Origin of the sequence: Lentimonas sp. CC4, from assembly GCF_902728235.1 — a bacterium.
GTDB lineage: Bacteria > Verrucomicrobiota > Verrucomicrobiia > Opitutales > Coraliomargaritaceae > Lentimonas.
Genome location: NZ_CACVBO010000001.1, coordinates 1,112,581 through 1,136,319 on the forward strand (window position 1 = coordinate 1,112,581; position 23,739 = coordinate 1,136,319).

General features: G+C 52.6%; 22 protein-coding genes. 11 read left to right on the forward strand and 11 right to left on the reverse strand.

Annotated features, from left to right (window positions below):
• Positions 1-144: 144 nt before the first annotated feature.
• From GZZ87_RS04900 to atzF, 8 genes are all read left to right on the forward strand, one after another.
• Entirely contained in the window at positions 145-1,530 is a 1,386-nt protein-coding gene (locus GZZ87_RS04900; RefSeq protein ID WP_162026148.1) for an ABC transporter permease, read from the forward strand.
• Positions 1,531-1,534: 4 nt separating this feature from the next.
• Positions 1,535-2,434: an ABC transporter ATP-binding protein gene (locus tag GZZ87_RS04905; protein WP_162026147.1), complete on the forward strand. Its 900-nt coding sequence runs from the start codon at positions 1,535-1,537 to the stop codon at positions 2,432-2,434.
• A gap of 6 nt (positions 2,435-2,440) precedes the next feature.
• Positions 2,441-3,238, forward strand: a complete 798-nt coding sequence (locus GZZ87_RS04910; RefSeq protein WP_162026146.1) for a creatininase family protein — start codon at positions 2,441-2,443, stop codon at positions 3,236-3,238.
• Positions 3,239-3,322: 84 nt separating this feature from the next.
• Positions 3,323-4,660, forward strand: coding sequence for a type III glutamate--ammonia ligase (glnT, locus tag GZZ87_RS04915; protein WP_162026145.1), 1,338 nt, complete (start codon positions 3,323-3,325; stop codon positions 4,658-4,660).
• Between the two features lie 20 nt (positions 4,661-4,680).
• A complete protein-coding gene (locus GZZ87_RS04920) occupies positions 4,681-5,391 on the forward strand; it encodes an urea amidolyase associated protein UAAP1 (RefSeq protein ID WP_162026144.1) in 711 nt (236 codons plus the stop codon).
• A gap of 43 nt (positions 5,392-5,434) precedes the next feature.
• On the forward strand, positions 5,435-6,073 hold the full coding sequence (locus GZZ87_RS04925) for an urea amidolyase associated protein UAAP2 (RefSeq protein WP_162026143.1): 639 nt from the start codon (positions 5,435-5,437) through the stop codon (positions 6,071-6,073).
• Positions 6,074-6,147: 74 nt separating this feature from the next.
• Complete coding sequence (gene uca, locus GZZ87_RS04930; RefSeq protein WP_162026142.1) at positions 6,148-9,774, forward strand: urea carboxylase; 3,627 nt, start codon at positions 6,148-6,150, stop codon at positions 9,772-9,774.
• 120 nt (positions 9,775-9,894) lie between these two features.
• Complete coding sequence (gene atzF / locus GZZ87_RS04935) at positions 9,895-11,616, forward strand: allophanate hydrolase (RefSeq protein ID WP_162026141.1); 1,722 nt, start codon at positions 9,895-9,897, stop codon at positions 11,614-11,616.
• A gap of 257 nt (positions 11,617-11,873) precedes the next feature.
• On the opposite strand, the gene gmk is transcribed toward atzF, so the two are convergent.
• The 3 genes from gmk to GZZ87_RS04950 all read right to left on the reverse strand — a co-directional run bounded on the left by gmk (position 11,874) and on the right by GZZ87_RS04950 (position 14,014).
• Positions 11,874-12,473 (reverse strand): guanylate kinase, encoded by a 600-nt coding sequence (gene gmk / locus GZZ87_RS04940; RefSeq protein WP_162026140.1) that lies wholly within the window; start codon positions 12,471-12,473, stop codon positions 11,874-11,876.
• Positions 12,474-12,483: 10 nt separating this feature from the next.
• A complete protein-coding gene (locus GZZ87_RS04945) occupies positions 12,484-13,020 on the reverse strand; it encodes a hypothetical protein (RefSeq protein WP_162026139.1) in 537 nt (178 codons plus the stop codon).
• A 319-nt stretch (positions 13,021-13,339) separates the two neighbouring features.
• The gene (locus GZZ87_RS04950) at positions 13,340-14,014 is read right to left on the reverse strand and encodes a PEP-CTERM sorting domain-containing protein (RefSeq protein WP_162026138.1); all 675 of its coding nucleotides are present in this window, start codon (positions 14,012-14,014) and stop codon (positions 13,340-13,342) included.
• A 142-nt stretch (positions 14,015-14,156) separates the two neighbouring features.
• On the opposite strand from GZZ87_RS04950, the gene GZZ87_RS04955 reads away from it, so the two are divergent.
• Positions 14,157-14,822, forward strand: coding sequence for an HAD family phosphatase (locus GZZ87_RS04955; protein WP_162026137.1), 666 nt, complete (start codon positions 14,157-14,159; stop codon positions 14,820-14,822).
• On the opposite strand, the gene GZZ87_RS04960 is transcribed toward GZZ87_RS04955, so the two are convergent.
• Positions 14,785-15,591: a hypothetical protein gene (locus GZZ87_RS04960; RefSeq protein ID WP_162026136.1), complete on the reverse strand. Its 807-nt coding sequence runs from the start codon at positions 15,589-15,591 to the stop codon at positions 14,785-14,787. The genes GZZ87_RS04955 and GZZ87_RS04960 overlap by 38 nt on opposite strands.
• Positions 15,592-15,729: 138 nt before the next feature.
• On the opposite strand from GZZ87_RS04960, the gene GZZ87_RS04965 reads away from it, so the two are divergent.
• Positions 15,730-16,623 carry a hypothetical protein gene (locus GZZ87_RS04965; RefSeq protein WP_162026135.1) on the forward strand — a complete coding sequence of 298 codons (894 nt, stop codon included), beginning with the start codon at positions 15,730-15,732 and terminating at the stop codon, positions 16,621-16,623.
• 193 nt (positions 16,624-16,816) lie between these two features.
• On the opposite strand, the gene GZZ87_RS04970 is transcribed toward GZZ87_RS04965, so the two are convergent.
• The 4 genes from GZZ87_RS04970 to GZZ87_RS04985 form a co-directional block, all read right to left on the reverse strand.
• On the reverse strand, positions 16,817-17,668 hold the full coding sequence (locus tag GZZ87_RS04970) for a TraB/GumN family protein (protein WP_162026134.1): 852 nt from the start codon (positions 17,666-17,668) through the stop codon (positions 16,817-16,819).
• A gap of 32 nt (positions 17,669-17,700) precedes the next feature.
• The gene (locus tag GZZ87_RS04975) at positions 17,701-17,979 is read right to left on the reverse strand and encodes a GNAT family N-acetyltransferase (protein WP_162026133.1); all 279 of its coding nucleotides are present in this window, start codon (positions 17,977-17,979) and stop codon (positions 17,701-17,703) included.
• 146 nt (positions 17,980-18,125) lie between these two features.
• The gene (locus tag GZZ87_RS04980) at positions 18,126-18,860 is read right to left on the reverse strand and encodes a glycosyltransferase (RefSeq protein WP_162026132.1); all 735 of its coding nucleotides are present in this window, start codon (positions 18,858-18,860) and stop codon (positions 18,126-18,128) included.
• A 62-nt stretch (positions 18,861-18,922) separates the two neighbouring features.
• Positions 18,923-19,753: a DUF4190 domain-containing protein gene (locus GZZ87_RS04985; RefSeq protein WP_162026131.1), complete on the reverse strand. Its 831-nt coding sequence runs from the start codon at positions 19,751-19,753 to the stop codon at positions 18,923-18,925.
• Between the two features lie 100 nt (positions 19,754-19,853).
• Here GZZ87_RS04985 and GZZ87_RS04990 point away from each other — a divergent pair, with 100 nt between their 5' ends.
• On the forward strand, positions 19,854-20,378 hold the full coding sequence (locus GZZ87_RS04990) for a DUF4190 domain-containing protein (protein WP_162026130.1): 525 nt from the start codon (positions 19,854-19,856) through the stop codon (positions 20,376-20,378).
• Positions 20,379-20,389: 11 nt separating this feature from the next.
• On the opposite strand, the gene GZZ87_RS04995 is transcribed toward GZZ87_RS04990, so the two are convergent.
• The 3 genes from GZZ87_RS04995 to GZZ87_RS05005 form a co-directional block, all read right to left on the reverse strand.
• Positions 20,390-20,689, reverse strand: coding sequence for a thiamine-binding protein (locus tag GZZ87_RS04995; RefSeq protein ID WP_162026129.1), 300 nt, complete (start codon positions 20,687-20,689; stop codon positions 20,390-20,392).
• 596 nt (positions 20,690-21,285) lie between these two features.
• On the reverse strand, positions 21,286-22,572 hold the full coding sequence (locus tag GZZ87_RS05000; RefSeq protein WP_162026128.1) for a dihydrolipoamide acetyltransferase family protein: 1,287 nt from the start codon (positions 22,570-22,572) through the stop codon (positions 21,286-21,288).
• A gap of 173 nt (positions 22,573-22,745) precedes the next feature.
• Entirely contained in the window at positions 22,746-23,723 is a 978-nt protein-coding gene (locus GZZ87_RS05005; protein ID WP_162026127.1) for an alpha-ketoacid dehydrogenase subunit beta, read from the reverse strand.
• Positions 23,724-23,739: the final 16 nt, after the last annotated feature.

Here is a 23,739-nt window from a genome sequence, read left to right on the forward strand (position 1 = left end):
TAGGTGTCACCTCGCGCTCGCCAAAGCCGCTGAGCTTTGGTCAGACACATATTCTTGAAGGCGGGTCGTGATCCGACCCGCCTTCTTTGACTCATTATTTAAGATTCGGCCCCAATTATTTTACGGCCCAACGCTATTAATTGAATGAAAGATCGTTCCCAGTTTAAAGCTCCCACCACACCATGGTTTGCCGTGCGTAAAGAGCTCAGCGCGAAGCGTCGTTCGCTATTGGTGGCTGCCTCTTTTATCCTGCCGATTCTACTTTGGAGTATCGTCAGCTATACCCCCTTCATCTGGCATCCGGATATCAAACTCGAAATCTCGGCTGACCGCGAAAACGTGACGACCGTGTTCACCGCAGGAAATCACCTGTCTAAAGAATATTACCCGAGCTTCGTCGAAGCGGTTGAAGCAGAAAATACCGCAACCCTCGCTCAACGTGAGAGCGGCGAATCAACCACCTCCGGCTTTCGTGCGCGGCGGGCGAATTTAAAAATACTGCGGCATATCGCACCGGTCGCCACTGCGAATGGTTGGCTCTCTCGCGCAGACGCCGAAGAGGACAGCGAGCTCTACAAAGTCTGGCAGGGCGTTGCCGAGGGCACGCTCATCGGTAAAAAAGTGAAGCTCAGTGAGCAGAATATCGAATTGATCAAGCGCAACTGGGGCATCCTCAGCGCGAAGAGCCCCACCTTTGTTTCGAAGTCTTTGCCTGAAACGCCACTCGAAAAACTAGTGCCACAAGGACGTCCCGCAAATCCAGTTTATCTACCTGCACCACATGAGGTCGTCATCAAAGGTTATCAGGATTTTACCAAAGAAACAGATCCAGATAAGCCATCCATGTGGCAGCGCTATAAGCACTCGCTGCAGATTGTCTTCTTCGGCTTCATATTGTCGGCACTCGTGGGCGTCCCTCTAGGTATCCTCTGCGGCACCTTTGATTTTTTCTCAAAATTGTTTGAGCCCTTTATTGATTTCTTCCGCTACATGCCGGCGCCTGCCTTCAGCACTTTATTGGTAGCAGTCTTTCTCGCACACGATGCACCCAAGATTGCGCTGGTCTTTCTCGGCACCTTTTTCCAAATGGTGCTGGTGGTCTCGAACACCACGCGTCAACTCGACGCCTCCTTAATTGAAGCAGCTCAAACCCTCGGTGCGAAAACATTTACCATGATACGTCGAGTGATCGTGCCAGGTATCACCCCGAACCTTTATAACGATATGCGAATCCTGCTCGGATGGTCATGGACGTGGTTGGTGATCGCGGAATTGATTGGCGTGAAGAGTGGTCTCACCGAGTTTATTGAAACGCAAGGTCGCTGGCGTAACTTCGATAGTGTGTTTCCGATCATTATTATGATTGGTGTCACAGGTTTTGTGACAGACCAAATTCTAGCGTCCTTGCGTAAGTATTTTTTCCCATGGACACCTGAGTCGACGGAAAAGAAGCACGGGTTCATTGGGCGTTTCGTCCTCTGGATGCTTGACCGTAAAGTTTACGACACACCTAAGAATGGAAAGGCTTAAGGCGATGAGTGATATTTTAGAACTACCTAGTTATAAGGAACAAAGTGATTCCGTTCGTGCTCGCTTTGAGGACATCTACAAGCGTCCAATCAAATTGGAAGTCAAGGGTGTCAGTAAGACATTTAAGACCGCCAAAGGGGAGGTCGATGTTCTGAGCCCGATCGATTTCAATGTGCATCGTCGTGAGTTCATCTCAGTGATTGGCCCGTCTGGTTGTGGTAAATCAACACTCATTCGTATGCTGGCTGGGCTCGAGACGGTCTCGGGGGGACATTTCTTACTCGATGGAAAAGAGCCGAGCGGGCCAGGCGCAGATCGCGGTATGGTCTTTCAAGGTTACACATTATTCCCTTGGTTGAGCGTGAAAAAGAACGTGATGTTTGGCCTCGAGGTCAACGGCGGCTCTGGCACGACTGTTGAGCAGGAAGCCATGCAATGGATCGACTTGGTGGGGCTTTCGCATGCGGCCGACTCCTATCCGAGTCAGTTGTCTGGTGGTATGAAGCAACGTGTCGCGATTGCCCGCGCGTTGGCCAATCAACCACAGATTTTATTTATGGATGAGCCCTTCGGTGCGCTCGATCCACATACGCGCACGCAGATGCAATCGCACCTCTTGCAGATTTGGCGTAATGTTGATGTGACGATCATGTTCGTCACGCACGATCTCGATGAAGCGATTTATCTTTCGGACCGTATTCTTGTTTTAAAGGCGAACCCTGGTGAAATTCAGGAGTTTATCGAAGTGCCTGTTCCGCGCCCACGTCGACCAGAGCAATTGCTCTGTCCTGAGTTTTTGGCCACCAAGCAACGTCTCGAAGAACTCATTCATCCCAAGACAGCTGTCGCGTCCAATGATCTACCGATCGTTCGTATGACGAATGCGGACGACAACGTTGAATAGATTGAGATGTCCACACCGAAGCCTAGTATCTGTATCGAATGCCTGACCTGGCCGAAGGTGCAGGCACTCCAAGCGACGAGTCCACTATTGGTGCTGCCGCTTGGTGCGACGGAGCAGCATGGCCCCGCATTACCGATCAATACCGATACAGTCATCGCAGATGCGCTTTGTCGTAACGCCTGTGAGCGCACGAATGTCGCGATGGCACCTGTCATACCTTACACCTCTTCGGGAGGGCATACCGCAAAGTGGCCTGGCACATTTTCCCTCACTCCGATCACATTTATTCAGTCGCTGGTGCAATATGCGAAATGGGCAGAGGCGACGGGTTGGAAAAAGCTGTATCTAGTCAACGCACATGCGGGTAATGACGCACCCTTACGTGTCGCAGTTGATCAGATCCGCATCGAACTGATGGGGCGCCTGCAAGTCGGTTACCTGAACACCTTTTTTATCACTCCCGAGATCGAGGCACATTTCACTCAAGACGCAGCCGATCTACATGCGAACAAAGGCGAGTGCGACTTGATGTTGCACCTCGCTCCTGAGACTGTCGATCAAGATGCATTCGATGTAGCGGACGATCCAGATCGAACCACTGATGTGGTCTTCTCCTATCCAGTATCGCAAACAAGTTTGAATGGCACGACTGGTTATCCATCACGTGGTAACGCGAGCGATGGCCAGCAGCTCTTCGAAAAAATGAGTGTAGCGGTGGCTAGTAAGTTGGAGCGTGCCAAGACCGAAGACGCACCTCTGCCTCAGAGTGAATGGGGTGCCGCGCCCGAAGGGTTCTATATTTAACCAAAAGCATAGTTGGCATAGTTTTTGCATTGCATAGTAATACTATTTAATAAAAACGTAATAACATAAATAAGGTAGATAGAGATGAAAGAACTGAAAAACAAATTAAAGTCTCAAGGCGTAAAATACTGCATCGGTGCCTATGTGGACATCCATGGTGTGCAGAAAGGTAAGTTCGTGCCGATTGACCACTTTGAACATTTTGCCGAAGGTTCTGAACTCTATACTGGCTATGCACTCGATGGCCTCGGGCAGCGTCCGAACGACGACGAGATCGCTTCGCTGCCTGATACGAATCACATTATTCAACTGCCTTGGCAGCCAGAAGTCGCATGGATGCCAGCCGACAACACTTTCAAGGGGGAGCCCTACGAGGTTAACACGCGCGTCGCACTCAAGAAGGTGATCGCTCAAGCCGAGGAGATGGGCTTTAGCGTGAATCTTGGTATCGAATGCGAGGTATTCGTTGTCAAAGAAACCGAAGACGGCGGTATCGAAATTCCTGATACAAACGACAATTTGAACAAAGCTTGCTACGATGTGAAGCGCTTCATGGATCGTTATACATGGCTCGATAAAGTTTCCACTTCGATCAACGATCTGGGTTGGGATCTTTACTCGCTCGACCAAGAAGATGCGATCTCACAATTTGAATTTGATTTCAAATATGCGGACGCGCTCACCATGTGCGATCGCTATATATTCTTCCGTATGATGGCGAAGCAATACGCAGCGGAAGAAGGCTTGCTCGCAACCTTCATGCCGAAACCTTTCGAGGATAAAACCGGCAGTGGCGCGCACTTTAACCTGTCGCTAGCCGATTCCAAAACAGGCGAAAACTTGTTCAAGGATGACAACGATCCACGCGGTCTCGGTCTTTCTGAATTGGGTTATCAATTTAGCGCCGGTGTTCTCAAGCACGGCCCTGCGCTCTGCGCGGCCTTCGCGCCGACAGTCAATAGTTACAAGCGCCTCGTGCGCAAGGGCCTCATGTCCTACTACTCATGGGCACCCGTTTTCAATTCTTACGGCAGTAACAATCGCACCAATTCGCTCCGTGTGCCAATGGGGGGCGGACGTATCGAATCCCGCAATGCCGATGCATCCTGCAATCCTTACCTAGCCGCGACTTTGATGCTCGCCGCTGGTCTGCAAGGGATCAAAGAGCAACTCAACCCAGGGGATCCACAGGAAGATAACCTTTACGAGCTAAGCCCAGAGCAACTTGCGGAACGCGGCATTAGCGAACTCCCTCGTTCACTCGAGGAGGCGGTGCATGCCTTTGCCTCCGATCCGTTTGTCGAAGAAGTGCTCGGTAGCAAGCTACGCGAAGAATTTATTCACTATAAGAGTGAAGAATGGCGTCAATATCACCAGCGTGTGGGTGCGTGGGAGATCGATCAATACGCACGACGCTTCTAATATCCTAATTTGTAATTCTCATGATTCATTCAGAAAAACTTCACGGCGGCACGATGTGGTCGAAGGTGATCGGACGCGGCAAGACAATGCGCCTCACTGATATCGACGGTCGCGCCAATGTCGGCATGCTGCTTTATAACGCTCTCGAAAAAGAAGAGCGCTACAATATGCCCGACACGCTCAAAGGGCAGCACATCTTTTATCTGACCGCGCCATTTTGCGTGCACTCCGATATGGGGCGTCTCTTTTGCTCAATCACAGCAGACACCGCTGGCTGGCACGACACCGTGTGTGGTGCCTCTGATGCCGCACTGGTTGAGAAGAAATACGGCACGAAAACCTATCAAGACGCGCACAACGAATGCTACCGTGACACACAGCGAGGCTTTCTAATCGAGCTCGCAAAGTGGGGCATGGGCAAACGCGATCTCGTGCCGAACATCAATTGGTTCTCCAAAGTGGTATCCGACGAGGCAGGTAAGCTCAGCTACGTTCCCGGCGCATCCAAGCCGGGTAGCTACGTCGACCTACGCTTCGAGATGGACACGCTGGTCGTGCTCAGCACCTGCCAGCACCCACTTGACCCCAACCCAACTTACGAGCCAGGCGAGGTGCTACTCGAAGTCTTTAAGTCGGACGCACCCACCGCCGAGGATCCATGCTTCCAATCACGCCCCGAAAACCTACGCGCCTTCGAGAACACTGAAACGTATCACAAACTGCGCTTCTAGAAGTAATTCCTAACTCCTAATTCGTAATTCATAATTCTCAAAAATGCTAACAGAAAGCACACTTTCCCCCGACAACGCCATCTTTCGCGAAGTCATCCTCGCGGGTGATCACTGGGTTCACGAAGTCAAAGCAGGGCAGACCATCCGCATCCTCGACCTCGAAGGTAATCAAGCGGCGGACACCCTCTTCTATGATGCCCACGATCCGGAAAACCGCTACAGCGCATCGGACACGATTCAGCGTCAAGCCGCTCTGTATTTGACGACTGGCACCGAGCTGATTTCAAACCAAGGTGATGTCTTGCTAAAAATTACAGCAGACACCTGCGGTCGTCACGACACCGTCGGAGGAGCCTGCTCACGTGAGAGCAACACGATGCGCTACGCTCATGAGAAGGAGCACATGCACGCCTGCCGTGATAGTTTCATCTGTGGCTTGCAGCACTGGGGGCCAGACCTCGGTAAGCGTGATATCACATGCAATATCAATTTCTTCATGAACGTGCCTGTGACACCCGAAGGTAAACTCACCTTCGAAGACGGCATTTCCGCGCCAGGTCGTTACGTCGAGCTCACTGCAGCACGTGATGTGATCTGTCTTATTTCAAATTGCCCGCAGCTGAACAACCCCTGCAACGGCTATAATCCCACACCAGTCGAAGCAATAATCTGGGATAAATAATAGTGATACAGGCATTCCTGCCTGTGAGACCTGCATTAATTACAGACAGGAATGTCTGTGCCACTTTACCAAATATGTTTCAAAAAGTTCTCATAGCCAATCGTGGCGAAATCGCCTGCCGTATCATCCGCACGCTGGATGCATTGGGTGTTCAATCCGTAGCCATTTATTCCGATGCTGACCGCGACGCGCCACACGTTGCGATGGCGACTGAGAGCTATCGCATCGGGCCTGCACCTGTCAGTGAGAGCTACCTCAAAGTGGAGACGATTCTAGAGATTGCTGCGTCGAGTGGTGCGGAGGCAATTCATCCAGGCTATGGGCTGCTTAGTGAGAACGCGGACTTCGCAGATAAGTGCGAAGCAGCTGGACTTGCGTTTATCGGTCCATCTGGCGCACAAATGCTCGCCTTTGGTTTAAAGCACGAAGCACGTCGTCTGGCTGAGGAGAATTCCGTTCCCTTATTGCCTGGCAGTGGTTTGTTGCCTGATTGTGCGGCAGCGCTGATTGAGGCGGAGTCGATTGGTTATCCAGTGATGCTGAAGAGCACCGCGGGTGGCGGTGGTATCGGGATGCAGATCTGCGAAGACGCACCCGCATTGGAAGAAGCCTTTGATCGTGTTGAGCGTCTGAGCCAGAGTCACTTCGGGCAGGGTGGTATTTTCTTGGAGAAATTTGTGACACATGCACGTCACTTAGAAGTGCAGATCTTTGGCGATGGTGAAGGCAATGTGGTTTCCCTCGGTGTGCGCGACTGCTCGACGCAGCGTCGTAATCAGAAGGTGATTGAAGAGACACCACCTGCAAATGTATCCGAATCCGTGATACAAGGATTGCAAGTAACTGCGCTACAATTGTCGAAAGCGGTGAAGTATCGTTCCGCTGGCACCGTGGAATACATTTACGATAATGATACGGGCGAGTATTACTTCCTTGAAGTAAATACGCGGCTACAGGTTGAGCACGGTGTGACCGAATTGGTGACGGGCGTCGATCTGGTTGCATGGATGGTGCAGCTGGCTGCAGGTGATATGAACCTTTCTGCAGAGGCCGAAATCGTGCCTCAAAAAGGACACGCCATTCAGACGCGCTTGTATGCGGAGAATCCACACAAGGACTTTCAGCCGTCCAGTGGCTTGTTGACACGCGTCAGCTTTCCGGAAGGTGTGCGTTGCGATCATTGGGTCTGCTCTGGTTCTGAAGTGAGTCCGTATTATGATCCATTGCTCGCGAAGCTGCAGGTCTACGCAGAGGATCGCCCTGCTGCAGTGGACGCCATCGCAGGAGCACTCGAAGCGACGCGCTTGGATGGCATTGAGACGAACTTGGATTATTTGCGCTCCGTCGTAGCAGCCGAGACCTTTGTCTCTGGCAATGTGGTGACGAAGACCTTGGCATCGCATGACTATCAGCCAGCGACCTTTGAGATCTTACGCTCTGGCACGATGACGACAGTGCAGGACTTTCCTGGACGTGTCGGTTATTGGGAAGTCGGTGTGCCACCTTCGGGGCCAATGGATTCGCTTTCGTTCCGATTGGGCAATCGTCTGCTCGGCAACGATTTCGATGATTCTGGTTTGGAAATTACAGCAACGGGGCCACGACTCCAGTTTCACACGACAACAACAGTGGTGCTGACAGGTGCAACGATGTCCGCGACGCTCGATGGCGAAGCGGTTGAATTTTATCGCCCCTTCGAAGTGGATGCAGGGTCGATTCTAGACATCGGTAAACTAAGCGGTGCCGGTGTGCGTAGCTACCTGCTAGTCAAAGGTGGAATTGATGTGCCACAGTATTTGGGCAGTCGTTCGACGTTCACACTCGGTCAGTTTGGTGGCCACGGGGGACGCGCCTTGCGTCTAGGCGACGTCTTGCACTTAAATCGTAGGGGCTTTGCTTGCGAAGACCGCGAAGGCAAATTGGGTGGCGAATACGCGATACTGCCTGAGGCGAATCAACCACAGTTCACGAATACATGGGATATCGCTGTGCTCTACGGACCACACGGTGCACCTGAGTTTTTCACGCCGCAAGATATTGAGACGTTCTTTCAGAATGAATGGGAAGTGCATTACAACTCCGCACGCACAGGTGTGCGCCTGATCGGCCCGAAGCCTGAATGGGCACGCACCGATGGGGGCGAGGCTGGTTTGCATCCTTCAAACATTCATGACAATGCATATGCGATCGGTGCGATTGATTTTACCGGCGACATGCCAGTGATCCTAGGGCCCGACGGGCCGAGTCTGGGTGGCTTTGTGTGCCCTGCGACGATTATTGAATCCGAGCGCTGGAAGATGGGGCAGCTCAAGCCCGGTGATAAGGTGCGCTTCCGCTGTGTCTCACGCGAAGAGGCTGAGTCGCTGCGCAATATTCACGAAGAAGGCCTTGCGACTTTGCAGCCAGACTACCGTGTGCCAACCGAGGTGCGCATCCCCGAGCCGAGTGAAGCCATCTTGGTGGACGATGGCGAAGGCGCAGATCGCTTGGTGATTCGCCAAGCAGGCGACGCCTATGTTTTGGCCGAGATCGGGCCGATGGCCTTGGACTTTAAATTGCGCTTCCATATCCACGTGCTTTACGAGGCACTGAAGAAGGAATTGTTCGAAGGCATTGAAGATTTAACACCGGGTATTCGTTCGTTGCAGGTGCATTTTGATCCGGGCGCGGTCAGTGCTGAATCAATTGCTGCGTGGATTCATGCGGCCAACGATGCCTTGCCGCCATTGGAAGACGTGACCGTGCCCTCGCGTATTGTGCACATGCCATTGTCGTGGGATGATCCTTCGACGCAGGAAGCGATTCAGAAGTATGTGCAGTCGGTGCGTGCGGATGCACCATGGTGCCCTGACAATATTGAATTTATTCGACGTATCAATGGTTTGGATACGCGAGAAGATGTTTACAACGTGGTGTTTAACGCGAGCTACGTGGTGCTGGGACTCGGTGATGTGTATCTCGGTGCGCCCGTGGCGACACCGCTCGATCCGCGTCATCGTTTGGTTACGACGAAGTATAACCCTGCTCGCACATGGACGCCTGAAAACGCGGTTGGAATCGGCGGCGCTTACATGTGTATTTATGGTATGGAAGGGCCGGGCGGCTATCAATTCGTTGGGCGCACAGTGCAGGTTTGGAATCGCTATAATACGACGCCGTCGTTCAAGGAAGGGAAGCCATGGTTGCTACGCTTCTTCGATCAGATCCGTTACTATCCAGTGTCGACAGAGGAGTTGGAAACCTTGCGCCATGACTGCCCGCAAGGGCGCTTTAATCCAAAGATTGAAGAAGGTTCGTTTAGCCTTGGTGAGTATCAAGCCTTTCTCAAAGAGAATGATACGAGCATTACTGAATTTAAAACTAAGCAACAGGCCTCCTTCGATGCCGAGCGCGCTCGCTGGGATGCAGCCGGGCTTTCCGCTTATGTCGAAGAAGAAGGCGGCGGCGTGATTGAAGATGCGGAAGCCTTGCCCGAAGGGGCTGAACCGGTTGAAAGCCCTGTGGCAGGTAGTGTCTGGAAGGTGTTGATCAGTGAGGAGGACGTCTCTGTGAAAGAGGGTGATACTTTGGCGATTTTAGAATCCATGAAGATGGAGATTAAAGTCGACGCACCTATTTCTGGTAAATTGATCTCTGTGCAATGCAAGGAAGGGCAAGCGATGTCGCCCGGCCAAGTGCTGTTTGGGATTCTGCCGGAGTAATTTTTTAAACGTAGGGGTGCTGCTTGCGGCACCCGCGAACGACTGGAGCTTTCGGTCTTTTTTGAGAGCGACGAACGTTCGCGGGCTTCGCAAGCAAAGCCCCTACGATAGAATTTGTTTATGAAATCTTTAGATATTGAAACCTTACGGAGCGCGTATGCTTCCAAAGAACTCACTCCACGTGGATTGTTGGCCTCGATTCGGGAGACGATTGCTGCGGCCGATAATCCCAATGTTTGGATTTACCTGCTGAGTGATGCGGAGCTTGAGCCGTATCTGGAGCGATTAGAGGGGCTCGATCCAGAGAGCCTGCCACTGTATGGCATTCCTTTTGGTATTAAAGATAACATTGATTTGGTCGGCATACCAACCACGGCGGCGTGCCCAGAATTTGAATATACGCCTGAATATTCATCGCCTGTGGTGGAGCAGTTGATTGAGGCTGGCGCGATTCCGATTGGTAAAACCAACCTAGATCAATTTGCGACAGGTCTTGTTGGCACGCGCACGCCGTATGGTGCGCCACGCAATCCCTATGCGAACGATCGCGTGCCAGGTGGGTCAAGCTGTGGCTCGGCGGTCGCACTGTCCGAAGGCATGGTCAGTTTTTCACTCGGCACGGATACGGCAGGTTCTGGTCGCGTGCCTGCTGCATTTAATAAGCTTTGGGGTGTGAAGCCGAGTAAAGGGCGTCTGAGCACCAGTGGGCTAGTGCCTGCATGTCGCACTTTGGACTGTATTTCAATTTTCGCGCTCAATGCAGTTGATAGTCAGACGGTATTAAAAGTCGCTGAAGGGTATGATGTGGAAGATGCGTATTCGCAGGCGACTTTGGATAAGCCTTTGGTAAACACGAAAGTGATTGGCATACCACAAGCGGATCAGTTGATGTTTTTTGGAGATGCAGACTATGAGGGTGCGTGGGTGCAGGCGGTCGATGACCTCCAATCGCAAGGTTGGGAAGTGGTCGAAATCGATTTCGAGCCGTTCTTGAATGCCGCCCGTCTCCTGTATGAAGGTCCGTGGGTGTCCGAGCGTTACACCGTGTTAGAGGATTTTCTGAAGACCAATCCCGAAGCCTTTTATTCTGCGACGAAGCAGATCATTGGCGGCGGAGCGGATCATTCCGCACGCGATGCCTTTGCGGCGACGTATCGCTTAGCAGAGCTACGGCGCGAATCCGAGGCAGTCTGGGATGGGCTGACGGCGATCGTTACACCGACCGCTGGTGGTTTTCCGACCTTAGCAGATATGGAGGCGGATCCGATTGGGCCGAATTCGCAGCTCGGGTATTATACCAACTTTATGAACTTGCTGGATCTCTGCGCCGTGGCGGTGCCTGCAGGGGAGAGTGCGACTGGACTGCCGTTTGGGCTCACTTGGATTGCCCCGCGCGATACTGACAAGGCCCTGATCGAAGTTGCGAGCAAAGGGCCGTCGGCGCTCAAGCCAGACGCGACGCTCTCGATTCTACTCTTCGGAGCGCACATGCACGGCTTGCCGTTGAACAGTCAAGTGCTCGGGCTCGGCGGCAGCTTTGTTGGCAACGTGCAGACAGCGCCGCTTTATAAGATGGTGTATCTGCCAGAGCCCGCACCGCATCGCCCGGGGATCGTGCGTATTGCTGAAGGTGGCGTGTCCATCGCCGCCGAAGAGTGGTGTTTCCCGAAAGCGGCACTCGGTGAGTTGTTGGCTACGATTCAGCAACCTCTAGGGCTGGGGCAGTTGGAGCTTACGGATGGCCGCAAGGTGCATGGATTTTTGTGCGAAGCGGTCGTAGCGGAAGTCGCTGAAGATATTTCAGTAAGCGGTGGCTGGCGTCAGTTCTTGGCGCGGGGGTAGGCTCGCGCTCATCATACTTTGTGAAAAGTGGCACGCCTCATACGAACCTGTTGTATGTGTGGGTTACTCGGGGAGGGACGGCCTCCGCGCCGTCCGCCGAGCCTCAGCACAGAACCAAAGCACCAGCACACCGCAAGACGAGGCGGAGCTCGTCCCTCCCCAATGGGTTGAGCTAGAAATCACAATTTTTGATGCGCGCCAGTATGGTGCGGAATAAGGACGGCGTAGACAGGCAGAAATGCCTGTTTCACTTAATATTACGCTCGCTTCGCCTTTTCCTCGAAGTAGATCTTTTGCAAGGCTGCAAAGTCTTCGCCACGGGAGCCGCTGAGGATGGTGTGGTCGTAGAGTTCGTGCTGCTGCATCTCGGCGCTGGCGACTTTCATGCGGCGCTGGATCTGGTCTTCGTCGTCGGTGGCGCGGCCGCGGAGGCGTTGCTCGAGCTCTTCCAGCGTGCGGGGCATGATGAAGACGGTGACGACGTTGCCCTTGAGCAGTGGATCGCTTTGAGCCATTTCACGCATTTGCGCAGCACCTTGCACGTCGATGTTGAGTAGTAGGTCGGTGCCGACAGCTAATTTGTCCTGCACTTCGCTTTTGAGGGTGCCGTAGATGTTACCATGCACGTGGGCATACTCGTAAAAGTGACCTTCGGCGATTTTCTGCTCAAAGGTGGCGTGATCGAAGAAGTAGTAGTCGACATGATCCTTCTCATTGCCGCGTGGCTTGCGGGTGGTTGAGGTGACGACGCGCCAAAGCGCTGGTTCTTCGGCCAGCATGCGATCGCAGAGCGTCGTCTTGCCGCTCCCTGCGGGGCCAGAAACAATGATGAGGAGACCAGGCTTCGGGTTTTTCATAGTTGAGGACTTAATATGTGAATGCGACGCCGATTAGCAAGAGCCCATAGGCGGCAAAGACACCACCGAAGATGCGTGGCCGATTGTCGGCTTTGTAGAGCCAGTCGAAGAAATCACGCAGCTTGTAGGGATTCGCACCGAGGATGAGGGAGACCACGATGGCGGCGTAAATAAAGGTGACGAGAAAGAGCCGCGCTTGTGGCAGCTGCATATAGGCGGCATCGAGTAGCACGCCGGAAGTTAGCAGTGTTAAGGCTGCAAGTCCGCGCACTGCGAGGAAGTCAGGCACGAAGTAAAACGAGCCGACGGCAGTGACGAGGAAGATGAGGAACAGGATTTTTTTGTATTGGCCAAAGTCGGCGGGGCCGAGGTTCAGGACTTTATACAGGAACCATGCTGCGGCAGTGCCGAGTAGCAGATACGCTGCAGCGGTCGAGCGCGGGAAGGCTTGCGTGCGCTTGGCGGTCTTCATGCCGTGCCATAAATAGTGTCCGCCGAAGGCGATGAGGAAGATCCCCGTGTAGAGTGTGGCTTGGAAAAGTGTCATGATGAGAGCGGTTGATCGCTAATGCGTAATCGCAGATGGATAATGGCTAATGACTACAGCCGTGCGTGAAAGGAAAAAATGTTTCGGCGAGCTATGATTTCATGCCAGAGATGATTTATATCCGCATGGTAGATTCGTAGGATTTAGACATGCTGAGTCGTTACTAGTGTGACGCTCAATGTCATTCAATTGTAAAACGCCGATGGTTCAGAATGCGCTGCAGGGTTCTTATGACTTTCATGGAAAAGAAAGATAAGAACCCTGTTTTGAGTCTCAATGCCTATCGTGGCCTATCGTGGCCTGATTGAGTGGTTGGGAATTAGATCCGCTTCCGTCTGCGTGCAACGAAGAATACCGATGTTAGGCCTAAGACCAGGGCGTAGGTGCTTGGTTCTGGAACTGCCTGGACGCTAATATTTGCGTAGTTGACTTCAGGGTGTCCAGCAGAGCCGCTTGTTGCTCCAAAGAAAAATGCAACGTCGCTTGTCCCGTCGTAGGTAAAAGCGATGCTTTGGTTATTTCCTGTGGATTGCACTAATAGCGAGCCCAGTTCAGTTGAGACGGCACTACCTGTGGTTCGCAAGGTGCCTGACTGAGTATCGACGATCAGAGCGCTATCAGTTGTGTTATAGCCGCTACCGCTCCAGATATTAACGTTACCCGTGTTTTCGGGGCCACTGCTATGATATGTCACGTCGAAAGTTAGCTCATAGTCACCCGGAACGTTGAAATAGCTTGAGTCAAAGACCATCGCAGCGCCACGAAAAGTAGGAGATGTGGAAGCTGTCTCTAGCACACCGTTGTTCATCTCCGCTTCTGCGGTAGCACTCCCCACCCACTCATTGTAGTTTACTACGTTACCGAAATGGCCGCCGATATAGCCATTCGGATTGATTACTACATCGGTGGTGGGAAAGTTGATTGCTGCCTGGGCTGTTGAGCTAATGCTGTGCGTCATGATGACGAGGCCAATTGTGTATAGAATTGATTTCATTGCGGTTATTATGGAAATACGTGCTTATTTTCATTTGAATGAACCTTATACAATCAAAAATCTAAGGTGTTCCACCTATGTGCGGATGGATTTGCAAAATTTAATGCTTCTGCTTGTTCGTATGATTTGAGCTAATGTGACTATGGATTTAAAACTAGCAGGCTCGGTGCATCCGATTGATTTGATTGTGTTCGACTGTGACGGGGTGCTGCTCGATACGATGGCGGCAAAGATCGAGGCGTTTCGGAGCTGGGTGCCAGAGGCGCACGCAGAGCTACGCGACGCATTTATGGAGATCGTCATGCATGGTTTCGGTAAGAGTCGCACCTATCATATCGCGAGTTTTTACCGTGAACTATTGAAGCAAGAGCCAGATCCGGCATTTTTGGTGGCGGAGGTCGATCGATTTACCGATCTCTGTGAGCCTTTATGTGCCGCTGCCGGTTGGCGAATTGGTTCGCGGGAATTTGTGGAGGCTTGTCGTGCGGCTGAGATTCCGCGCTACGTGCTGTCTGGCACGCCGCAAGCTCCGCTAGAGCAGATGTTGGCTTCGGCCAATGGCACGGAGTGGTTTGATGTGATCATTGGCTCTCCACCTGCGAAGCCGGAGAGTATGGAGCGCATTTTAGCTGAGACAGGCACACCAGCGCATCGGACGGTGTTTGTCGGCGATGCCAATGCGGATCACGAGGCGGCGCTACATGTGGGGGCGCATTTCGTCTATTTTCCGTCAGAGGCACCCGCACCGGTCAGAGAGGTGCCGACGCAGGTTAACGATCTTCGGGAGTTGTTGGTCGAAACGGAATAAAGCGCATCATGGCTTGGACTTTGAGCTCCATGTGTGTGGGGTCTTGAGGAATGAACCATTGCCCATCGGGGCGCTTCTTTAGGAGTCCGCGGTAGAGTTGCCCCCAGGTGGCGAGCGTGATGTAGCCTGAGCGATCGGCTCGTATCAGGGTGGCGGCGTGGTCGTTCAGCATTTTCCCTGTGCTATGAGATTTGGGGGTGACGATTAAGTAGCCCGATCGAAAGTTTTGCATGGTATCGATCAGGTCGTTGAGCTTCAGAGGTGCTTTAATGATATCGGTATGGATACGAACTTCGTTTTTAGAATTCTCACGGACGATCGCATCCATCACCATGGCAGTATCTAGATCACTCACTCCGTTTTCCTCGGTTCGAACCGATCCGGTCTGTTTAGAGAGGCGGGAGTCGATCTCTCGAAATAGTTTGAATTTATAGTTTTCGGTGTTGGCGTCGCGAAAGGATGGCTGGATGAGCCCATACTTTTCATACCAAACCAAGATATTGAGCATCGCGGTCGGGCCGCAGGCGCTTTGTGGGGTAGGATACTTTCCTTGATCCTCGGATAGCATGCTTAGCCGATTCATCGAGTTATTCGTGCGCTCGGTGCCGCGTAAGGTGCGTCGGTAGAATTGGAATGTCCCAGTGTCCTTGTTCTGCTCGCGTTCGACAATTTTGAAGTCACGTTCTGCTGGTGCTCTGCCGGCGATGGCAATTGAGGGGAGTGCTGAAAATGAGAGTGCGAGAAATGTGACGATGGGTAGTAGTTTCATTTTTAGGCTCTTTTACCATGTAAATGACAGGGAAGTAAAGGGATGCACCATTAAATACTGTAATGTATTTAATTAGAGTTGCCATGTTACAGTTACGTCACCATAAAAATTCGCTGTTTAAACAACAACAAACTACATATGAACTACACTAAACTATCTATCGTGTCTCTTGGCCTTGCTGCTGCGGGATCTTTTGTTAACGCCGCTGACGAGGGCTTCGTTCTCTTCGGGGATGATGTCGCAAAACCTGCGGCAGAAGAGAAAGCCGTGCGCCCGATTTCGGCTCCATATTACCACGAAGACTCATTCGTCACGACTGACCTCCGTGCATGGTATGTGAACCATCAGCTCGGCGAAATTAACGGCAGTGTCGACGTTGCAGCGCTTCAGGTGCGTGTTGCGCTGACTGAGAGCCTTCAATTGGTGGCTTATAAGGATGGTTACACGAACTTTAAAGATACTGACATTGACGGTCTTGTCAGCGATGGCTGGAACGACGTGGGTGCTGGTATCAAGTGGGCATTCATTCAGGACTGGGAAAACCAGTTCCACATGGCAGTCGGTGCTGGTTACGAGTTTGGCTGGGGCGACGATGAAGTTTTACAGGACACAGAGGAGTATCGCCTCTGGTTGTCTGCGAATAAGGGCTTTGATAAGCTCCACCTCGGTGTGACGGTGAACTACCTGATCGCGGATGATACTGAAGCGAATGTGCTTGGTAGCTCAGACATGCTAACAGTGCACTTGCACGCGGACTACTACTTAACTGAGTGGCTCAGCCCAGTCATTGAAGTCAACGGTTACTTCGTGCAGGATGAAGGTAAGAACTCTCTAGATATCCCATTCTCCGGAGTCGATGCAGCGAGCATTGGCGGTGGTGAAGATAACGATACTATCACAGGTGTGCTTGGCTTCGAGCTACGTCCTTTGGGCGACGATCTTGGTTTGCGTGCTGCGTATGAGACACAGCTGAACGATGATGACAGCCTCTTCGGCTACCGTTGGACGTTCTCTGCAGTTTACGAATTCTAAGCGCTGCTTGATTCAAATTTTCAACTCATAGAGTTTTGTTTGGGGCGATTCCGCGTGAGTGGAGTCGCCCTTTTTGTTTTGGAGATTTTCGTTGAGGTAGCGCGGTGCTTTAGACCGCGTGCCGAGCCAATGCCGTCGGAGCCCAGTTAGCGAACCTCTATAGAACTGCGGCTAAAGCGTGCAGCTACTACGGCTAAAGCTGCTCGACCGTATAACCACGGTTCTTTAAGAGCGCGAGGATGCCATCTTTACTTGCGGCATGTGCGGCGCCGACGAGCACGAACTCAATTTCCGGAGTCTTCATGTAGGCTTCGATCTGTGGAATCCAGCGGCGGTTGCGATCGACCAGCAGCTTCGAGTAGAGCTCGGGATAATCGACCATGTCTGAGATGAAGAGCGCCTCGATTTGGGCTAAGTCGCCTGAGCGCCATGCGGCAATGAGTTCGTTAAACAGCTCTTTCATGTGACTGAGATCTTCGAGCCCGTAGAGGACCAGCTCATCTTCGATGCCTTCGCCCATGGAGGTGAGGAGATCGATCTGAAATTCGGGTGTCTCGAGGGAGTCCACTGATTTGCCGTCCTTGAGCCCGCGTGCGTGATAATGCATATCAACGCCTTCCTCCGTGACACCCGCCTTGGTCAGCTCTTGCATGGTGAGCATCATCATGACCATGCCGGGCTTGAGGGAATTGAGCAGCTCGATCGGTAGTCCACTTTGTTTGCCTTGCTTCGCTAAGGCTGCGTAGGCATCGGCCGAGAGCACGGATTTGAGTGTGCGCCCATCGCTGTAGCTTGCTTTGGCGAGGAGCTGCATTGCAAAGGCGGGATCTTGTGCCGCAGCCGGATCGATCTCGAAGACCAGGGTGTCGGCGGCCTCATAGGCTTGGTCGAATTCGGCTGGTAGCGGATAGTCGGTGCTGCGCAGCACATGGCAGGTGCCGCCGATGTAGAGCGATTGTTCGCCTTTAGAAATTTTCCAGACGGAGCTGTCAGCAAGTAATGCAGCGGGGAGTAGGGCAAGGAGTAGGGCGGGGATTTTTAACATATATTCAGGAGTTAGAAGTAAGGAGTCAGAAGTTAGGCTTTTAGGATGAGTGCCCCGGCTTCGGGAAATCGCCTAGCATAGCTGGCGATGTAGGAGCATTGTGGGATGACCTGCAGACCATCGGCGCGTGCGCAGTCAAAAGCTGCTTTGGCGAGTATGCCCGCGATGTTTTGTCCACGTAGTTCGACCGGAACAAAGGTGTGATGGATGGTCATCACTTGGTCGACTAAGTGGTATTCGAGCACGGCCGTCGCATCGTCGACGTTGATCTCGAAACGTGAGTGATCTGGAAGATGTATAACTGTGGGCATTGGAGTCAATGAGGATGGAGGCCTAGAAATTGTGCGTAGCAGTGAATGTTAAGTCTTCCCTCTCAAGTTTCAAGTTTCCCCTCTCAGGTCTCAAGTCTCCGCTCTCAGGTCTCCGCTCTCAGGTCTCCGTTCTCAGGTCTCCGTTCTCATTTAACAGGGCGTTCATACCAGAAGCCGCACAGCTTACGTGAGCGCACGGCGATCGGCACAAGCATCATAAAAAAGATCCAGCCGAGCATTCTCGGGCCGCTATACCATTGTAGTTTGCGAGCAGAGGTGCGAGCCGGCGCGCCGATAATAATGTCGAAGCTCATGTCGCGCCCTTTGCCCCATTTGCGTAGCAAGCGTGAGAGGCGCACTTCTTCGCTGGCGTAGAGCTTTTGGTCAAATCCGCCGATGTCTTCAAAGGCATCGCGCCGACAAAAGAGGAAGCTCCCTGCGGCGGTGCGTGTGAGTTGAGAAATACGTTTCCAGATGGCGATGCTGGTTCGGCCAATTAGCCCGATCTTACTGTCAAACTCGATGATGGTGCCGCCACCCACGCAGGCAGTGTTCTTGAGTCGGCGCAGCGCCTCTACCAGTAGTTTCGGAGAAATTCGGGTGTCGGCATCGACAAAGACGAGGTAAGAGCCACGACTGGCGCGCACGCCGGTATTACGCGCACGGGCGATTTGATTGACAGGTTCGAAGACGACTTGATCGGCGCCGTGTTCCATTGCAACCTCCGCGGTGCGGTCGCTGGAGTTGTTATCGACTACGATGCATTCACCGGAAAGTGCGTGTGCGGCCATCGCGGTGCGAATCGCAGCCAAAGTTGCAGGGAGCTCGATCGCTTCGTTATAAGCGGGAATAATGATCGAGTAGTCGGGCTGCGTTGGCATACGAGCACGATGGCTCTCATTGCGTTGAGATGCAATGGCTTGGTGCGTTTTCAGCTGGAGATTTACCTTTCAGGAGAAGGATTCCAGCTCAATGCTTCGAACCCGACTCTAGTGGCTGCCTCGCTAGAGTTGGCAGATAGCATGACTCCGATGACTTTTCCTGTTTCGGCTGAAACGACAGGAGAGCCACTGTTTCCACCTGCAGGAAATGGAGCTTCCATTTGTATGCTGTAGTTGTTGGTTCCTCGTTGGTGCTTGCTGATGTGGCCCTTGTATGGCTCGTCAAAGTTGTAGAGATAGATTGGGGTTCCCAGTGTGATTTCGGGCTGATATTCAAAGAGTAATGGCGGTATCGTATCTAAGCCGTCGCCTGTGTATTGAAGGACTTGAAGATCATCTTGGGAGCTCACAAGCTTGGTAATCTCAACGGTTGTTTCCAACAGACCGGAGTGCATCACCTTCGGAGTCGCACCGTCGAATTGATGTAGGCTGCAGGCGATGTAGTGACCATCCTCGGTTGAGAAATGAAACCCGGAACCAGAGAGGTCTTCGCCTATGAGTGTCATATATTCTGGTGCGTCGACAATCGCAGGGCGTGGTGCACTCGCTTTGATTTCGTCAATACGAGCAACAGCGCTGGCCACCATTAATATGACCGGAAGGATGCCAATATAGCCGAGTATTAAGCCCGAAAGTGCGATGCCACTGCCGCTTAAGTGTGCGTGTTTGCGGCAGGATGCACGCGCAATATGTCCAAGGATGATCGCTACCAGTGGCGGTAGGATGAACAGCCACCCGAATACGATTCCGATAATGCCGAATACGAGTGAGGTGACGGCTAGCCCTGAGACTGAGCTTGCATTCTGTATTTTAATCGGAGGTGGAAGTTGCATGCGTTTATTTTGGTTTGATTATTCCTAGTTCTTCGATCATCAGCTAGCGGATATTAATCACTACGTTAGTGGTGAGATATATACCCAACGACCTTAATTTATGACAACTCCAGACTTACCTCCACCGCTTAATGCGCCAGTGCAACAGACAACCAGTGGCCTCGCGATCACTTCAATGATTATGGGGATTATCAGTCTGATTGGCGGAGCATTCTTCCTATTCCCACCGATCCTCGCGATTATTTTCGGTCATATTTCGTTGTCCAGTATTAGGAATAATCCCTCAGTGGGAGGGCGCGGAATGGGGGTTGCTGGGCTAGTGATGGGCTACATTTGCATCGTTATGTTTGTGTTGGTTGGACTGATGGCAATTCCAGCGTTTAACAAGGTTCGCGAGAGCGCTCAGGAAAAGATTATTTTAATTAACGCGCAGCAAATCGCCAGTGCCGCGGAGCAGTATTACATCGATAACGGGGTCACGACTGTGACGCTTGAGACACTACATGCGGAGGACTATGTGTTCGATATCCAGCCCGTTGCAGATGAAACTTACCCGTCAGTTCTTACTGAGGGAGAGCCAGTCGTCATTGTCCGTGAATCTGGAGAGTCAGTGCGTATTGATTAGTGCGGGCGCGCCTAGCGTCGGCCTGCTGCCCGAGCTGGCAGGGGCGCGGCGTTACTCATCGAAGTGTTGACCATGATTTTGTGCTGTGCGGCGACGGCTTCGTAAGCAGTTTGTAAGGCTGGCCAAATCGCTGCAGCTTCGCCCCACACCACAGTCGACATGGTGCCAGTGTCGCGATCAATCCCTGTCGCATCGAGTGCATCCAGATATGCATGCACGGCTTCGCGGACTTGGCCGTCGAGTGCGTAGACGGAGACTTGGACTGAGATCAATGGATCAGTTTTGGCTAGAGGGAGTGTGCTTTGTGTCATGGCGAAGAGTTGAATTGAGCTTGGCTGGGATGTCGATCCCCAGACTCATAATCTTCATCCTAATCTTGCTCTTAATCATCTGGGGAGTGGTTCGGTTTATTAGGACGGTAAGGGTGTGGAACAATTTATGTGGAACATATGAATGTGAGTGCTATAGAGGTGTGCGGGGTAGTTGTGGTTTGCCCCTAACCTGTGGAACGTTGATCGTGGAACAATGATCGGGGATTATTGCACGATTTTTCGCCCCAAAGGGGTAACCTATATCAGCCCGGGGCAACGCCCCGGGAATTCAAGCCCCAAACTGTTAGCCCTGAAAGGGCGTTCTAATTTGATAGGCCAAGCCTTTGATCGATTAAGTCGCCCTTTCAGGGCTCAGGTGGTGGTTGATTCAAATCCTAGGGCGTTGCCCTAGGCTGGCATAGGGCGCACCTTTGGTGCTACAATCAATATGCAATGGCATTGGGTTAAAGCACCCCGAGGGCATGACACACGCAGCGACTGCCCCCTACGCAGACACACAAAAAAGCCCGCGATCACTCGCGGGCTTTTGTTTAAATTAGCAATTAGTCATTCGCCATTAAACGGCGACGCCGTTTTTACACCAGCATCGTGGCAGGCGCTTCAAGGATTTCCTTGAGGGCTTGCAGATACTGTGCGCCCACTGCGCCGTCGATGGTGCGGTGGTCACCGGAGAGACCGATCTTCATGACTTGGCCGACGACGATTTCGTCGTTCTCGTTGACGACTGGCTTCTTGATCGTCGCGCCGATGCTGAGAATTGCAGCATTGTTCGGGTTGATGATGCCGTAGAAGTCGGAGATGCCGAACATGCCGAGGTTGGTCACTGTCAGCGTCGAGCCGCTCATCTCGTTTGGAGTGAGCTTCTTGCCACGTGCCTTCTTGATCAATACCTTTGCTTCTGCGCCGATTTCGCGAAGACCCTTGGTCTCTGCGGCACGGATCACTGGAGTGACGAGGCCGTCATCAATTGCGACACCGAATGCGAGATGCACATTAGCGTGTTGCTTGATGGTGTCACCTTCCCATGAGCGATTGATCGCAGGGACGCGGCGCACGGCTTCAGCTGCTGCCTTAAGCGTGAGGTCGTTCACGGAGAACTTCGCGCCACCTTGTTCTGCTGGAAGGTCTGCGAGTTGGCCGTTGAGCTGTTTACGGAGCGCTGCAAGTGGTGCGCCATTGACTTCGATTTGTAGGTAGAAGTGTGGTGCCTGTGTCTTGGAAGCGACGAGTGCCTTGCCGATGCTCTTACGCATGTTGGTGACAGGGATGTCGAGTGCTTCAAGTGTCGCGGCAGGTGCAGCGGCTGGAGCGCCGGCTGCGGCTGCAGGAGCTGCGGCGACTGGCTTAGCGTTGAGCACGTCTTCCTTCAGGATACGTCCACCAGGGCCGGAGCCTTGAATGGTTGCGAGATCGAGGCCCTTTTCGGCTGCGATCTTCTTGGCGAGCGGAGAGGCTTTGATGCGACCGCCAGTGCTAGATGTTGCAGGCGCTGCGGCTGGAGCGGGTGCTTCAGCGACAGGTGCTGGTTCAGCCTCGGCTGGAGCGGGTGCTTCAGCGGTTGGCTCAGGCGCTGCAGGCGCTTCTTTGGCAGGTGCGGAGCTCGTGCCAGCAGGTGCTTCTTCGCCGGCCTCGCCGACGGCTGCGATGGGGTCACCCACAGCAACTTCGGCACCTTCGCCGCAGTATTGCTTAATGAGGATGCCATCGTCGAAACATTCGACTTCCATAGTCGCTTTGTCGGTTTCGACTTCTGCGATCATGTCACCATTAGTGACAGCGTCGCCTTCGTTTTTAAGCCAGCGAACCAGCGTGCCCACCGTCATGGTGTCGCTGAGTTTGGGCATATCAATGAGTGTAGCCATAGTTTTGAGAATTAGGAATTACGAATTACGAATTGAGAATTAAGACGGAGGTCTGTTGGAGATGGCAAAGCAATTAGGAATCAGCTTTCTGAATGATTGGGAATTACAGTCCTCACAAGGTGGATTTCGTAATTCTTAATTCGTAATTCCTAATTCCGCCCGTGCATTGGAGCTTATTGCATAAGTTTCAATGCACTGGCGATGATGCGTTCTTCGTTGGGGATCTGCCAGTCTTCGAGTGGCTTAGCGTAGATCGTTGGTGCATCGATGGACGACACGCGGTGCACGGGTGCATCGAGATAGTCGAAGGCTTTGAGCTGGATCAAGTGCGAGATTTGCGCGTCCACACCACAGTATGGCTTGTTCTCTTCAACGAGTAGCGCACGGCCAGTCTTCTTGACGGAGTTGAGGATCGTCTCTTCGTCGAGTGGACGGATAGAGCGGAGATCGACGACTTCGACGCTGATGCCGTGCTTTGCTTCCATGGTCTTAGCAGCCTGCAAGGAGAGCATTGCGCAACGACCATGCGATACGATGGTCATGTCAGTGCCTTCTTTGAGGACATTCGCTACGCCGAGCTCAACGATGTATTCTTCTTCAGGAACTTCCCACTTTTCTCCGTAGAGCAGGGTGTTTTCCATGACGAAGACGGGGTCATTGTCGCGGATGGCCGCTTTCATGAGTCCCTTCGCGTCGTAGGCGTTGGATGGGCAGACGACCTTCAAACCTGGGTGGTTGGCCACCATGTTTTCTGGAGTGTGTGAGTGCGTCGCTCCGACATTGGTGCCGCCATTGGCAGGGCCACGGACGACGATTGGCACATTCATCAAGCCACCAGACATGTAGCGGCAGAAGGATGCATTATTGAAGAGTTGGTCGATCGCAACATAGCTGAACGACATGAACATCATCTCGATGACTGGGCGAACGCCGAGCATGGAGGCACCGATCGCCAGACCTGAGAAGGCGGCTTCGGAGATGGGTGTGTCGATCACACGTTTGTCGCCGTGTTTGGCCCAGAGACCTTCGGTGACCTTGTAGGCACCGTTGTATTGAGCGACTTCTTCGCCCATGATGCAGACGTTGTCGTCGCGTTGGATCTCTTCGTCGAGTGCTTGCTTAATAGCTTCGCGGTAAGTGATAAGTGGCATTTTATGAAAGGAGTTA